Source organism: Photobacterium sp. Hal280, assembly GCF_037162255.1.
GTDB lineage: Bacteria > Pseudomonadota > Gammaproteobacteria > Enterobacterales > Vibrionaceae > Photobacterium.
In genome coordinates this window covers 1,536,631-1,551,395 of sequence record NZ_JARLUO010000005.1, presented here as the reverse complement: position 1 = coordinate 1,551,395, position 14,765 = coordinate 1,536,631, and the positions used below count along the sequence as shown (strand labels likewise).

Sequence of the window (14,765 nt, the reverse complement as noted above, 5' to 3'; positions counted from 1 at the left end):
GCAAAGAGCCAGTAAGCGAAAGAGATAACAGGACACCCTCCCCGCTTCTGCCCTTCCCTCTTCGATTGCCCGGTTCTGAATAACCGGGGACATATTGCCCCTGAATTTTACCGTTTCAGTTAATGACGCCTGTGCTGCGTCAGGGGTAAACACATCATGACAACAACGATTTCTACACCAACATATTCTTTGCAAGAACTTGGTTGGAAACCTTATTTTCAACAGCAGCTGTCTCTCGACGAATGGGATCAAGTGAAACCAGCCCGGGTATCTGCTTTGCACAGAAACCGACTGGACGTTTTCTCAGAGCACGGCCACTTGTCGCTCCCTGTACTACCGAATATGCCTGAACTCGCTGTCGGAGACTGGGTATTATTGTCTGACGAAGACCATTTTGTCCGTCTGCTGGAGCGCTTTTCCCGCTTCTGGCGAAAAGCCGCAGGTAGTAAAATTGAAGAACAGCTCATCGCCAGCAATGTCGATACCGTTTTTATCGTCTGCTCACTGAATCAGGATTTTAACCTCAGTCGTATCGAGCGATATCTGGCGCTTGCGCACCAGTCTGGTGTTGAGCCGGTTATTGTTCTGTCTAAGGCCGATTGTGTTGACGATCCCACCCTTTTCGTCGAACAGGTACGTCACATCGACAACATGTTGTTGGTTGAGTACGTCAATGGATTAGACAGTGACAGTGTCGCCAAACTGGCGCCTTGGTGCAGAACAGGAAAAACGGTTGCTTTCCTGGGCTCATCGGGTGCGGGAAAATCCACCCTGGTCAATACCCTGCTTGCCACAGAAGCACAGCAAACAGCCAGTATCAGAGAAGATGACAGTAAAGGCAGACATACCACGACCGCAAGATCTCTGCACCTGATGCAAGGCGGAGGTCTGCTGCTGGACACCCCAGGCATGCGTGAACTCCAGCTGGCCGACTGCAGTGAAGGACTGGCAACCACCTTCGCGGATATTGAAACGCTGGCAGAACAATGCCGGTTTGGCGACTGTGCTCATCAGTACGAGCCGGGCTGCGCCGTGCAGGCGGCCATTGAATCCGGCGCGCTTGAAGAGCGCAGATTGCGCAATTATCTCAAGCTGAACCGCGAAGTAACCTTCAATACTGCCAGCATTGCAGAGAAACGTGCCAAGTCGAAACAGCTGGGCCGCATGTATCGTACGATACAGAGCACTAACCGAAAGCATAAAAACCGGGAGTAACTCGCGACGAAAACAACAACGCCCTCCGAAATGAGGGCGTTGTATCAGGCTGAAACCGTTTACTGCTCTGAAATCAGCGAGCTTTCAGGTGAGGCAACATCTGTTTCCCGGCGCAGCCTGATGGCGGCCAGCGGACCGGTCAGTAGTGTGAAGACCATCAGCAATGAAACAGGTACAGCCGTAATCACAATGAATGACTGCAGGGCATTCAATCCCCCATCACCGGCCAGCAGTAATACTGCGGCCACGGCCCCCATTGCGATCGCCCAGAACAGGCGATGCCCTCTGGCCGGCTCATTCTTACCTGAGGTCACCATAGCAATAGCATAAGCCATAGAGTCCCCGGTTGTGACAACAAACGTTGTCGTCAGCACGAGAAATGCCGGAATAAGCCACTCACTGAAAGGCAACTGAGACAAGGTTGCCAACAACACCGCAGGCAAGCCCCCTTCACTTAAGGGTTCAGAAATAACACCAGGTTGAGTCAGTTCAAAGTAAATGCCTGATCCGCCCAGCACTGTAAACCAGAAGTGGGTCACCAGAGGCGCACCAATTGCCACTGTCATAACCAGCTCCCGAATACTACGGCCAACCGTGATCCGTGCGATAAAGATTGCCATCATCGGCGCGAAGCCGATGAACCAACCCCAGAAAAACCATGTCCACCATGCATTCCAATCCGGAGCGCTATTTGTCAGGCTCATCGCGGGAAAATGCTGAAGATACACAGTCATCGCTTCGGCAAACTTGTCAAAAATGAAACCCGTTGGTCCCAGCAATAGCATCACCACCAGCAGTAAAACGGCAACAATGACATTAAAGCGGCTCAGCCACTGCAGTCCTTTATCCATCCCTGTCGCAGCCGACAAGGAATAAATCGTGACCACGACCACCAGCAAGCCAATCTGAGTCAGTACCGAGTTATCGAGTCCGGCGACAACATGCAGGCTGTAACCCAGCTGTGAGGCTAAAAAGCCTATCGGACCAATTGTGCCCGCGGCGACGGCAAGGATTGAGCTTGCATCAATTACCGAACCCAGCCAGTGATTTTCCAGTCGGTCACCCACCAGCGGATATAACAAAGCTCGCGGTCTGAGCTTGATCCCTTTCTGATGATGCGCATACATCAGCACAATTGTTGCGAGTGTACCCAGCACCGCCCAGGCCAGAAATCCCCAGTGCAAAAAGCTTTGGCTCAGCGCAGGCGCAACCGTTTCTGGCTGACGCGCCGCCAGGCCATCAAAGGCTGGCGGCGTGGTCACGAAGTGGTAAATAGGCTCAGCGGCAGACCAGAATACGCCGCCACCAGCAAGCAGAGTACACATGATCATGGCGGTCCAGCGAAACTGACCGATTTCAGGCCGCTGTGTATTACCGAGCTTTAATTTGCCCAAAGGCGACAGCGCCAGACACAGCGCAAGGATAAAGTTCAGTACCATCAACCATTGCCAGAAATAACCGAAGTGAGCGGTTGAAAGCGCAAAAAGGGATTGGATGGAAGAGGATACCCATGACAGGTCTACCAGCGCAGCAATCAGGAACAGACTGAGGAAACCAATGGTTAGAGCTGAAACCATTTTATCAGCACTATTTCGTTCGGAGGTTTGCATAAAATTCTCACCAGTTGTGTGAGGGGACGCACATTACCAGCTTGGAAACAGTAAATCTAACGCAATTGCTCAAATTAACCACAAAAAACAGCCAAAGAGGCGCAAGTGGTGAATTAACGAACAGTCAAAAATCCCTGCATCGAATTTCCTTGCATTCTGAAAAAAGTTTGAACTCGAATTAATTTCCCATAACCAGACCGTCAGGTCTGGTTATCATCAAGGGGTCTCTGAGGTTAGGGTGTCACTTGTTGGCAAATGACTTCAGCGAGATAGTGAGTATTCAAGTTTCGCGTCACCAGAGAGGTTTCCATTTTTCCGCTCGCCACCACATCCAGCCAATGGCGAATCATGGCGGTAAACCCTTTACTATCGAGCATAGGGGTCCAGTCTGGCAGCGCCAGCGTCTGTTCACGACCCTCATTCCATTGCTTACCCGTTGCCAGAGAATCAAAATGACAGGTCAGGTTCTCATAATTGATCGTCACCTGTTCTGCAGTTACACCATTGAGCCGGTTCATTGATGCCTGAAAAATCGCTCCATCAAGCTGCCACTCAACGTCCAATCGCGCCAGTTTTCCCTGGTGAGACTGAGTCACAACATGCAGGTCATTGTCACGCACCTGCCCGGAGAGATTCACGCTGTCCAGCGCATGGATAAAATCATCAAATACAAAGGTTCGGATATCACCAGGCAGATTCAGTCGGTGTTTCTGCCATTTCAAACCCAGTAGTTTCTTACCCTCAGTCACTGATGCGTCACTCAGATAAGGCTTTATCAGCGGTAAATATCGGCGATTAAAACCAAGGAACAATGGACATTGTTTTTCTTCGGCCATTTCATAAAGCGTCTCACACTGCTGATAATTATCGGTCAGCGGCTTATCAACGAAAACGGCAATGCCTTGATTGAGAAAAAAGCGCGCAATCTCAAAATGCGAAGAGGTCGCACTGTGGAGCATGACACCATCTACGCCCAGCGCCACCAGCCCGCGATAATCCGTCACCGCCTCCTGAATTCTGTGTGTTCGGGCAAGTTGCTGCAATGTGTCTGCATTGCGGGTACAGAATACCAGCTCAAGATCCGGCCATTGAGTGAGTACGGGCAAATACGCTTTGCGCGCTATGTCCCCTAAGCCAATAACGCCAATCTTCATCATTTCTCCTTGTTAAAGCCCAAATAGCCGATACAAAAAAGCCCTCGTCTGTGACAAGGGCCTGATTTGTTGATTTGCAAACAACACGTGAACTGATCAGTGCGTTGTCACGCTGTGCTCATATTCAACAACGATTTGATTGCCACTATATCGCACATTTTTGATATTGCCATCAACTATATATGTATTTGTTAATGTGACTGTATTAGGCAGACTGCTGCCAATCTGCTCCCTCAGGGAAGGAATGGTAAGTACAGGATCAACACCCATATACTGACAGAACTGACTGACAAAACGATGTTCAAGCGGTAAGTTACCACGCAGAATATCAGAGAAAAACAGCTGGCTTACCCCAAGCTTCTTGGCCATTTCAATCTGAGTCACCCGCATTTTTGCCTTGTAGCTCATCCATGTTTCATAAAGTACTTTTCTGTCTTCTTCTGTGTATTGCATACCTGTTCCTAGCGCAAAAAAATGTCAATTCACCGCAATTAAAGCCTAAACCCTGTCAGGAAATGTCAGAAAAACGTTAGGCTTGTTCCAAATGCGACCCTCGCAAACCCGCATAGAATCTGGGTGCCAGGCAGTTCTCTATCTTTCAGCAAGTTAGAAAACTGACCGTTTCTTGATTTTGGTTATGAATCCGATTTGCACCGGGGTTATAATCTACAGCATTGATCATTCAGGAAGACATTCGCTGACAGCATGTTGACTCAGTTGCTTCACCAGCCGCATCGTTCAATGAACAGGATAATCATGGTTATCTTGTGCCTGCTGTTGCTGCCGATCAATAACGCCAGTGCAGCGTTGTTCCCGACAGACTTGTCAGACGGGTGTCCGCCGGTCATGACAAACACAGGCTGTTGTGCCGATACAATGTCCTCGCATGCAAACAAAGCAACCCACACTTCCTGCCAGGAAGATATTCAGCATTCGGGTTGTTTACTGCATTGCCAGTCTTCCTGCCATACCACATTGATCCTTCCCGCTACTTTAGCAGCTCCGGTTTTAATGGCCTCGAGCCAAAGTGACCATCCCTATTTATCAGGGTACTGGGACGAGCCGGTTTCAACGCTGTTACGGCCTCCTATTCATCTGTAACGCAAGACAATCTTATGTCCAGCCTGGGTAACGCTTTCGATGAGTGCTGCTTTTCGATTGACGCGGCTCAATAAAAACTGCTGAGCCTGTATGCCCAGCATCACAGATGAATAAAAGGTTCAATAATGAAAAAATCACAATATCTCCTGACTGCCGCACTGTTGCTGGCGGCTTGCCCCTCGATGGCTGCCGATACGATCAAGGGAAAAAATTACCAGTCTCCGTCCTGCGGTTGTTGCAAGGATTGGGTAAAACACATGAACAGTCATGGTTTTGAGATTGAAATGAACATGGCAAATAATCTCCATCCAATCAAACAAGCCAATGGGATACAACCTGAGTACGCATCCTGTCATACCGCTGTTATTCAGGGATACGTCTTTGAAGGCCATGTGCCTGCGCAAGATGTGCAACGGTTTCTGAAGGAAAAGCCCGCCAACCTGAAAGGTCTTGCCGTGGCAGGTATGCCGATGGGCTCACCGGGCATGGAGTATAACGACCAGAAAATGCCGTATGACGTCGTCGCGTTCGATGACGAAGGCAATACAGTCATCTGGGCCAGTCATAACCAGGCCCAGACTCAATAAAGGTACAAATTAAGGCCAGATAAACTGGCCTTTTTCTATTATCTATCTGAGGTTTTGATTAAGGCTTATTTCTTTAGCAACTTTGCGAACCATTGCCTGTTGGGATCCTGAGTGAGCGCCCAGTGGGTATCCTCTTCTCTCTTCTCCAGATAAACCTGCAAGCCTGTGAAATAACGAAAGGCGGTCAGTTCAGAATCCTGACTGAAATGCGCCAGAAAAGCATCTTCCAGTTCGGCCAGCTGCGCCAAGGTTGTCACTCCATTTTGCAAAGCCCATTGCACCGCATACGGGGAGACTTCGGTGCGAAAGAGTATCTGGGGTTCAATATACTTGATGCCAACCTCAATGCCCTGACTGAGCGAGACTGTCTGTTCAGATTCAGCCTCTTCCTGCAGTCTTTCTCGCAGACTGGCCAGACTAACAGCACGCTGAGTTTCTGAATAACCATGAGTGGTTTTACAAAAGCGGATGGCAAACCCTAACTGGTGACGTCCCACCAGCTCTAAGGTTTGTTCAAGGTATTCCTGCGGAATCACGTAACTTTTGGCCAGCTGCTCAACTGCCTGCGAAATATTGGGGTAAACAATACCGTTATATTCAACCTGAAAAGCATGGCTTAGCTGCCCCACCGGCTGACCATCAATCGCCAGCGGCCAGCCCGGATAATTGACTCTGTCCCGTGCAATTTCAAACATCATCCAGGCGCTGTGTTTAAAGCCTTCAAATGCCTTGCCTTCCAATTCAGAGTCTTTCAGCTCTTCCCTGGTCCATTGTGCGCCTATCTGTAAATGCTTCTGATACTGCTGGTGCAAGCGCCCTTTTACTCTGTCACGTAATATGTCCAGCCCACTGGCTTTGGTGCGGGAACAAAAGCCATAGCATTCTTCGCAGCAAGGTACTTTGACCGGCGGATCATTATCGTAGTTAGGCTCAGGGCGGAACACATGGCATTCATAGTAAGGCTCACCGCAAAACCAGCAGGTATGGCGAAATTCAAATGGCACATCGATAGACTGGACAATCGTCATGACTTAGCTCGGTTTGATTGGTAAAAAGTGCGGCTCATTATGCGGTTCAACCACCATCAGTACAAGGCAAGCGCTTCATTTCCCGCTTATGGCAAAAGAATACCAACAGAGAACTTTGCCTTCCTGATAGCGAACACGCTAAAATACGTGACCGTTTTTTGAATGTGAGTGGTGTGGATGTCTGAACAAAAGCGAAAGGCACTGAAAAAAATAGCGAAATGCCTTGAGTTAGGTAACTCGGCCAACGTCAATGAAGCAGCGCAAGCCATCAAAATGGCACACCGCCTGATGCTCAAGTACGGCCTGGAGCAAGATGACATTGAATTCATCCAAATGGGCAAAACAAAATCAGCCACCCTGTTACCGTCAGACATCAGTGCACACATATTAAAAATCATTCGTGGGATTAACCGCCGCTTTGGTGTCGAATGTGTGCTGACCAATTACAAAGGACTCAAACAGGCTGAGTTTATTGGCGTGGCCGAGCGTGCCATTTTCGCCGCTTTTGCCTTTGATGTCGTGTACCGAGAAATGAACCAGCAAACCGGCCAGTTCCGTAACAGCTTTGCCGGCACCGGTGCCAGTACAACCGAAGTCACCCGCCGTGTTTCCTCTTTCCTAGCCGGCTGGATAGAAGGCGCGCTGGAAAAACTGCCGATGCTGAACACCGACGATGACCATGACAAACGCATGAGTAATTTCATCGACCGTGAATTTGAAAACCTGGATCGTGAAACCTTCAAAAAACAGTTGCAGGAAGCCATGAAGGCGATGACAGATGATTATGAGAAAGGCATGAAAAAGGGCCGCTCAATCTCGGTGAACCGGCCGGTCGGCGGCACACGCAAAGAAGCCACCAAGCTGCTGGAGCAGTAACTGCACGGCGCGCAGCATAATTAAAAAACAGCATAAAAAAACAAAATAGTTAAAAAATCCGGTGCCTGCCAGAGCACCGGATTTTGAGTCTTTCTGAGTGATTCAGTTACCGCGGATGTTCTGTCTCCATCGAGCGGTTCACTAAAGTATCAGCCGATATTTCCAGCAACAACGCATCAATACACTCCCCTAACCGACGGCGGTTCTCGGCATCCGACATCATAGTGACATGGTCGCCATCCACTTTTTTCACAATCAGCGAATGTGCCGGCAAATGGTGTTCCCATCCAAGTGCCGAGTTATCCGTGCGGTTAAAGCCCTGAGGTTTGATAGTTTCCCAATACCGAATCAGATCGTCACTGCGCATGGGAGGCATGTCTTCTTTTGCTTTAAATAAATGCACTGTCAGTTCCGATGGCGAGAGAGTTGTTGCGCCAACCAAAGTCGCATAGTGATAACGCTGGTTCCACAACAACAACTCTGCCTGATGATCGTCCATCTGTGTACTGATCCCCCTTTCTTTCAACGTCCTGAGCACATCCTGAAGTGGCATCTCACGAAGTTGTGCCAGCAAGACCAGATCAAGCTCTGCATGTTCCACTTCGAGCCAGCTCAGGAAAAGGGCTGTTACGCTGCTCATCGCCTGTTGTGGCCGCATGGTATCAAACAGTCCCAACAGAGCCACTTCTTCCCCTTCCCTTTGCAATTGCAGTGCAATCTGGTAAGCAAGAATACCGCCAGACGAATATCCGAACAGATGGTACGGCCCACGCGGCTGTATTTTACGAATCAGCGCTATGCTGGCTGCTGCCATGCCGTCCATGGTGTCAGGCAACGGCTGAGCCCTATCCGGCCAGGGTACGGCATAAACAGGATGATCCGGATTAATGACTTTCGCTATCTCATACACGTAAGAATGATCGCCAAAGCCTGTCGGCAGAAAGAACAGGGGTGAACGTATGCCACTGCGGCGAGCCGGTAACGCGCTTCGCAGGCGTCGCTCACCGAACTGGTTATCGATCTGCTCAGCCAGGTCGGCCAGTACCGGATGATCGAATATGGCCTGTACCGGAAAACTCAGGCCAAGCGGCTGTGCCATGCTCACCTGACGCACCGCGAGCAGAGAGTGACCTCCCAATTCAAAGAAATGATCGTAACGGCCTACTCGATCCACTCCCAGCAATTCTTGCCACAGTTGAGCCAGCATCACTTCAGTGTCTCCCTGAGGCGACGCATAATCTGCGTCCGCAACACCCTGGCCTTGCGGTGCAGGTAACGCACATCTGTCCACCTTACCATTCGGTGTCAGCGGCAGGTGCTCGAGCCAGATGTAAGCCGCAGGCAGCATATAAGCCGGCAGAGACTCCGCCAGATACTTGCGCAGTGCCTGTGTGTCCGGGGCTGATGCACCGTCATTGAGTGTCAGCCAGGCAACCAGATACCTGTCTTCACCCTGAGGATATAGATCGACCACCACATCACGAACCGCATCATGTGCCCGAAGATATTGCTCGATTTCGCCCATTTCGATCCGGAAGCCGCGAATTTTCACCTGCCGGTCGTTACGTCCCTGATACTCCAGGCTACCATCCGGCAGATAACGCACCAGATCACCGGTCCGGTACATGTTAGCTCCCGCGTTGAACGGATCAGGCAGGAACCGCTCTGCACTCATTTCCGGGCGATTCAGATACCCCAGAGCCACGCCGACACCACCAATGTAAAGCTCACCCACAGCGCCACGAGGAACGACCCGCCCCCGCGTATCCAGTACATAAGCACGCGTGTTACCTATCGGCTTACCTATAGGTAAACGATCGCGGCCATGACAGTGCTCGATATGCGCCGTAGTCGCAAAAGTCGTTGTTTCGGTTGGCCCGTAGGCGTGGATCAGTTTCACCGGCCCCTGGTATTGCAACAGCGTCGCGAAAGCGGCCGGATCTTCCTTCTCGCCGCCGCAAATCAAATACCTGAGCTGAGACAAAGTACTGCCAAGGGTATGAACATATTGATTAAACAAAGCAGTTGTCAAAAATAAGGTCGTGATCTGCTGCCTTTGCAATACCTCCGCAAAGGCTTTGGCATCCAGGACAGTTTGCGGGGAGATGACCACCAACTGACCGCCATTGAGCAAGGCTGACCACACTTCCATCGTTGACGCATCAAAGGCCGGATTCGCTGCAAACGCGACAATGTCTGTCTCGTCGAAGCCCGCATAACCGTTGTTAATCACAAGCCGGCTGATCCCCTGATGCGGTGTCATCACACCTTTCGGCTGCCCGGTCGACCCTGAGGTATACATAATATATGCCGTTGCTGTACTTGACCGCGGCCGGTCAGGATTGTCAGTGTGCTGACTGCGCTCATCGGCTAAGACATAAGACAATGCATCATCACCCGGCTGTTCTGTAATCATGATACATGCACCGCAATCATAGATGATCCATGCCTGCCGGGATTCCGGTAGTTTGGGATCAATAGGCACGTATACCGCGCCGGCCTTGAGTACAGCCAACTGTGCCACAACCAAATCCAGACTGCGCCCCAGCCTGACCGCCACAAGTTCACCGGCTTGGAGACCCCGCTCAATCAGGACATGGGCCAGTTGGTTAGCCCGTATATTCAACTCGCCATAACTGACAGATCGCAGACCATCAGTAACGGCAATCGCATCAGGATTAGCGCGTACCTGCTGTTCAAACACAGTATGCACACAGCAGTCTGCCGGATAAGCCGTGGTCGTCTGATTCCAGGTTTCCAGCTGCAAGCGATACTCAGCATCGGTGACTATGTCCAGCGTATTGACAGGTAAATCAGGCGTTGTGTCCAGAGCATGGGACAGTGAAATCAGCGCCTGCAACATATAATCACACACCCTGACTGCCTCAGTTGGCTGACTGATCTGCGCCGTCAGACCGAGTGAGTCGCCGCCATCTTCGATTGACATGACGAAGGGATAATTGGTTCGTTCCTCAGCACTGAGCAGTTCAATGCCTGGCGGTAAGATTAACTCGTCACCCTGGTTATGGCGGTAGTTCAGTAACGCACTGAACAACGGCGATCCTGCCGGCAGACCACTGCAGCGCTGAGCCAGCGCCAGAGGCGCATGTTCATGCTCAAGCAAACCACTTAAATTCTGGTGTGCCTGCTGCACCGCACTCACTACATCCTTATCATGAATGTCCAGACGAAGCGGCAGAGTATTAATGAACAGCCCCATCGCTTGCTCTGCACCTTCACCGGCCTGCATCCGGCCAAGCAATACAGTGCCGAATACCACAGTATCCCGGCCCGTAACGCGAGAGAGCACCTGTGCCCAGGCCAGATGACAGAGACTGGCCAGACTGACCCCCAGCTTGCGAGCCTGCTCTCGCAAAGCACGATTAAGATCGCCGGGGACAGACAGCTGAGAGGTCACAACACGCTCGCCGTCTCCCCGTACATCGCTCAGCCCGAATGGCAGCACAGGTTCGTCGATATCAGCCAGCATCTGGCGGAAATACACCTCATGTTGTGCCTGACTCATCCCCAGCCGACTTTGTGCAATGACGTTTCGGTATGGTGGCGCGGTCGCCAGCTCACTGGCTCTGCCAGCCAGAATAGTGGCAATCTCACTTTCAATCAGTGCAGACGTTGAATGATCGCCAATCAGATGGTGCCATTGCTGCAGCATGAGCCAGCGACCTTCTTCGTCCTGACTTACCACCATATTGAGCAGTGGCGCCTTCGTCAGATCCAGACGGGAGCAACGGGAGTCATAGCGAGCCAGCAACTGCTCTGCCACTGGCCCGTCGGCCGGATTCAGCGCGATCTCACTAACAGGTAAGGTGGCTTGGCGCCAGACCACCTGCACAGATTCAGACAGGCCATGGCTGAGAAAAGCGGAACGCAAAATATCATGACGATCAACTACTTGCTGCATAGCCGACAACCAATTGTCGAGCCGCTGGCGACTGTCAAAGCGCAATAAAGCGGACAGCAGGTAGGTATCACCCTGTTCATTCAGTAAATGGTGGAAGTAAATCCCTTCCTGCAATGACGACAAGCCATAGATATCCTGCACATTACCCACACCGCCCGGCACCGTCGCGACTACCTGATCTATCTCCTGCTGATTCAGATGTGCCAGTGGGACTAACTCAGGTGTAATACTTGTGGTGTCGACAGTGATCCGGTTCTCCGGAATCCGGATTTCCTGCTGTGAACCCATTGCTGAAGCCAGTGAGGCCAGCGTGGGGGCAGAAAACAGGGTTTTGACATCAACGGCAAGCCCATAGCGACGGAGTTCAGCCATCAGTTTCACCACAAGCAAAGAATGACCTCCCAGCTCGAAGAAATTGTCATTCCGGCCAATGTATTCGCGTTCCAGTATTGTTGCCCAGATCTGAGCCAGCAATATTTCCGTTTCGCCTTGTGGTGCCGTATAAGCACGGCCAGCCTCAGCTTCCGGCAAAGGTAGCGATCGGCGATCCAGTTTGCCGTTAGGAGATACCGGCAGCGCTGCCATATATACAAAAGCGGATGGGATCATGTGTTCAGGCAGACGCGCGCTCAGGAACAGGCGTAATTGTTCAGTCAGCACAGCTCTATCCTTGTCTGTCTCAACCACCGCATCAGGAACAACCCAGGCGATTAAGCGTTTATCGCCGCAGGTGCCTGCCGGCGCATCAACAACCGCATCCTTTAACGCGGGATGAGCACCAAGCTGAGTTTCGATTTCGCCCAGCTCAATACGGAAACCACGGATTTTCACCTGATGATCATTACGTCCGAGAAACGCCAGACTGCCGTCAGCAAGATAACGGGCCAGATCGCCGGTGCGGTACATACGTCCCGGCGGATGGAAAGGATCGTCAAGGAAACGCTCAGCCGTTAACGCTGGCTGATTCAGATAACCACGAGCCACCTGCACCCCGCCGATATACAACTCGCCAACAGCTCCTTTGGGTACAGGATTCCCGTAGTCATCCAGCAGATAGACGCGGGTATTACTCACCGGGCGGCCAATTGAGGGAGCCGTGGCATTGAGATCCAACGGCATCGAAGTTGCCACCACAGTCGTTTCGGTCGGCCCGTAGTTATTGACGACTGTGAGTCCCGGCGGGACATTCAGCGGCCAGCGGCGGACACTGTCTCCGCCAATCAGCAACTGACGTAACGACTGAGGTACCATTTCGTTTGCCAGTGCGACTTCAGCAAGCGGTGTCACCATAAAAGACACCTGCGCGCCGCTGTTCTGCCACCAACGCAACAAAGCATCGCTGTCGCCTTTTACCTGTAACGGCGGCAGCAGCAGCGTTCCGCCCAGCGACAAAGCAGGCCAGATCTCCCAGACACAAGCATCAAAACCCAGTCCCGCCATACAAGTGCTCTTCTCCCGGGTCTGCAGCCCGGTTGCTTCAGCATGCCAGCCAATCAGATTCATTAGCTGAGCATGTTCAACCATCACCCCTTTCGGGTGCCCGGTAGAGCCTGACGTATAAACCACATAGGCCAGATGTTCAGGACGAACCACTGTCTCTGGCGCACCAACAGACACCGGTGTTGCCAGCGGCTCATCCAAAGCCAGAACAGGCACCTGTACATCACCCAGCGGCTTACGGCCAGCCGAGTCGGCCAGCAAAAGCACCGGGGCACTGTCTTTCAGAATATAGTGAAGCCGTTCAGCCGGATAATCCGGATCCAGCGGCACATACGCTCCTCCCGCCTTTAACACGGCCAGCAGCGCAACGATCATGTCTGGCTTCCGGGCAGCGCAGACTGCCACTCTTGTTTCGGTGCCGACACCACGGGCAATCAGTCCATGGGCTAACCGGTTTGCCCGGTTGTCCAGCTGGCTGTAGCTGAGAACTTCATCACCACATACCAGGGCAACAGCCTGAGGAGATCGGCTGGCCTGCTCTTCAATCAATTGATGCACACTGTCGAAACCGGGATAGACACGCTCAGTCTGATTCAGCTCATGAAGCAACAGCTTGCGTTCTCTGTCAGACAAAATATCAACCTGCGACACCGGCTGGCTGACATCGGCCGCCATCGCTGTCAGCACCGCCAGCAGATAATCACCAAAGCGATGTACTGTCCCGGCCTCAAACAATGCCGTGGCAAAATTCAGCATACCGGTGATCTGCTCACCGCTCTCTTCCAGTGCCAGGGTTAAATCAAATTTGGCGATATCGTAGCCGAGTGCGGCCTCGGCCACCTCCAGCCCCGGCAGCGTGATGTCGCGAACCGTGCCATCCTGCCAGGACATCATCACCTGAAACAGCGGTGTTCTGTCGAGCTGGCGAGGCGGATTGAGCGCCTCCACCACCTGCTCAAAAGGTAAGTCGCTGTTTTCACGCGCCGCAAGCACGGCCTGTCTGACCCTTGTCAGCAAGGCATCCAGAGAGGGATCGTCACGCAGGTCGATATGCAGGGCCAGGGTACTGACAAAGAAACCGACAACAGGCTCTACCTCCAGCCGTCCGCGGTTGGCATCGGGCATGCCTATCACAACCTGCTGCTGTCCCGACAGCCGCGACAACACGATCCCCCAGGCCGCCAGTACTGTCATAAAGAGCGAGGTTCCGTGTTGTTTGCTGAGATGGCGCAATGACTGGGTCAGCGCCTCATCAATTTCAAGCGGCACCTCTGCGCCGGCAAAAGACTGAACCGGAGGGCGTGGTTTGTCCGTCGGCAACGTCAGTTGCGTCGGTGCATCGCCCAGCGAGTCACGCCAGAACTGTACCTGCCTGTCCAGCTTATCCTGACTGAGAGACTTTCGCTGCCAGTGGGCATAGTCAGCATACTGCAGCCTGAGCGGCGACAAAGGGTTTTGCCGGTTGTGACTAAACGCCTGGTATAGCTCACCCAGCTCTTTCAGCAGGATTTTGGTTGACCAGCCATCTGAGACGATGTGATGGCAAACCAACAGAAACAGAGTGTGATTGTCCGTGATCTGCCAGACATGGGCGCGGACCAGTGGCCCGCAGTTCAGATCAAAGGGTGCGGCCATCTCGCGACGAGCCAGCGCCAGCGCCTGACGCCGGGCGTCCGCGGCCGGTTCGGCCCGCAGATCATGCCATGACAGAGGCATAGCCTGCTCAGGCAGGAAACGCACCTGAGGTTGGTCTCCCTGCGTTGGAACAATACTGCGCAGGCTTTCATGACGTGAATACAGCACATCCAGACTTTGGCTGAAAGCGGCTTTAT

At 52.2% G+C, this 14,765-nt stretch carries 9 protein-coding genes; 3 read left to right on the top strand and 6 right to left on the bottom strand.

The annotated features are described in order from the left end of the window. Positions 1 to 156 precede the first annotated feature (156 nt). Entirely contained in the window at positions 157 to 1,215 is a 1,059-nt protein-coding gene (gene rsgA, locus P4S53_RS16495) for a ribosome small subunit-dependent GTPase A (RefSeq protein ID WP_337113520.1), read from the top strand. Positions 1,216 to 1,274: 59 nt separating this feature from the next. Here rsgA and P4S53_RS16490 read toward each other — a convergent pair whose 3' ends face one another. The 4 genes from P4S53_RS16490 to P4S53_RS16475 all read right to left on the bottom strand — a co-directional run bounded on the left by P4S53_RS16490 (position 1,275) and on the right by P4S53_RS16475 (position 4,875). Beyond that, the gene (locus P4S53_RS16490) at positions 1,275 to 2,825 is read right to left on the bottom strand and encodes a BCCT family transporter (RefSeq protein ID WP_337113519.1); all 1,551 of its coding nucleotides are present in this window, start codon (positions 2,823 to 2,825) and stop codon (positions 1,275 to 1,277) included. Positions 2,826 to 3,058: 233 nt separating this feature from the next. Continuing rightward, positions 3,059 to 3,979, bottom strand: a complete 921-nt coding sequence (locus tag P4S53_RS16485; protein WP_337113518.1) for a Gfo/Idh/MocA family protein — start codon at positions 3,977 to 3,979, stop codon at positions 3,059 to 3,061. Between the two features lie 96 nt (positions 3,980 to 4,075). After that, positions 4,076 to 4,432 (bottom strand): helix-turn-helix domain-containing protein, encoded by a 357-nt coding sequence (locus tag P4S53_RS16480; RefSeq protein WP_027252244.1) that lies wholly within the window; start codon positions 4,430 to 4,432, stop codon positions 4,076 to 4,078. Between the two features lie 269 nt (positions 4,433 to 4,701). Continuing rightward, positions 4,702 to 4,875, bottom strand: coding sequence for a hypothetical protein (locus P4S53_RS16475; RefSeq protein WP_337113517.1), 174 nt, complete (start codon positions 4,873 to 4,875; stop codon positions 4,702 to 4,704). 330 nt (positions 4,876 to 5,205) lie between these two features. Here P4S53_RS16475 and P4S53_RS16470 point away from each other — a divergent pair, with 330 nt between their 5' ends. Next, entirely contained in the window at positions 5,206 to 5,667 is a 462-nt protein-coding gene (locus tag P4S53_RS16470; protein WP_337113516.1) for a DUF411 domain-containing protein, read from the top strand. 65 nt (positions 5,668 to 5,732) lie between these two features. Here the strand turns inward: P4S53_RS16470 and P4S53_RS16465 are convergent, their stop codons facing one another. Next, positions 5,733 to 6,695, bottom strand: a complete 963-nt coding sequence (locus P4S53_RS16465; protein ID WP_337113515.1) for a hypothetical protein — start codon at positions 6,693 to 6,695, stop codon at positions 5,733 to 5,735. 177 nt (positions 6,696 to 6,872) lie between these two features. Between P4S53_RS16465 and P4S53_RS16460 the strand changes: the two genes are divergently transcribed. Continuing rightward, positions 6,873 to 7,571, top strand: coding sequence for a DUF2786 domain-containing protein (locus tag P4S53_RS16460; RefSeq protein ID WP_337113514.1), 699 nt, complete (start codon positions 6,873 to 6,875; stop codon positions 7,569 to 7,571). A gap of 106 nt (positions 7,572 to 7,677) precedes the next feature. On the opposite strand, the gene P4S53_RS16455 is transcribed toward P4S53_RS16460, so the two are convergent. Then, entirely contained in the window at positions 7,678 to 14,736 is a 7,059-nt protein-coding gene (locus tag P4S53_RS16455) for an amino acid adenylation domain-containing protein (RefSeq protein WP_337113513.1), read from the bottom strand. Between the last annotated feature and the right edge of the window lie 29 nt (positions 14,737 to 14,765).

Bases quoted from the DNA above. Each gene is read 5' to 3' on its own strand.
- rsgA (WP_337113520.1), top strand. From the start codon at position 157: ATGACAACAACGATTTCTACACCAACATATTCTTTGCAAGAACTTGGT.
- P4S53_RS16490 (WP_337113519.1), bottom strand. From the start codon at position 2,825: ATGCAAACCTCCGAACGAAATAGTGCTGATAAAATGGTTTCAGCTCTA.
- P4S53_RS16485 (WP_337113518.1), bottom strand. From the start codon at position 3,979: ATGAAGATTGGCGTTATTGGCTTAGGGGACATAGCGCGCAAAGCGTAT.
- P4S53_RS16480 (WP_027252244.1), bottom strand. From the start codon at position 4,432: ATGCAATACACAGAAGAAGACAGAAAAGTACTTTATGAAACATGGATG.
- P4S53_RS16470 (WP_337113516.1), top strand. From the start codon at position 5,206: ATGAAAAAATCACAATATCTCCTGACTGCCGCACTGTTGCTGGCGGCT.
- P4S53_RS16465 (WP_337113515.1), bottom strand. From the start codon at position 6,695: ATGACGATTGTCCAGTCTATCGATGTGCCATTTGAATTTCGCCATACC.
- P4S53_RS16460 (WP_337113514.1), top strand. From the start codon at position 6,873: ATGTCTGAACAAAAGCGAAAGGCACTGAAAAAAATAGCGAAATGCCTT.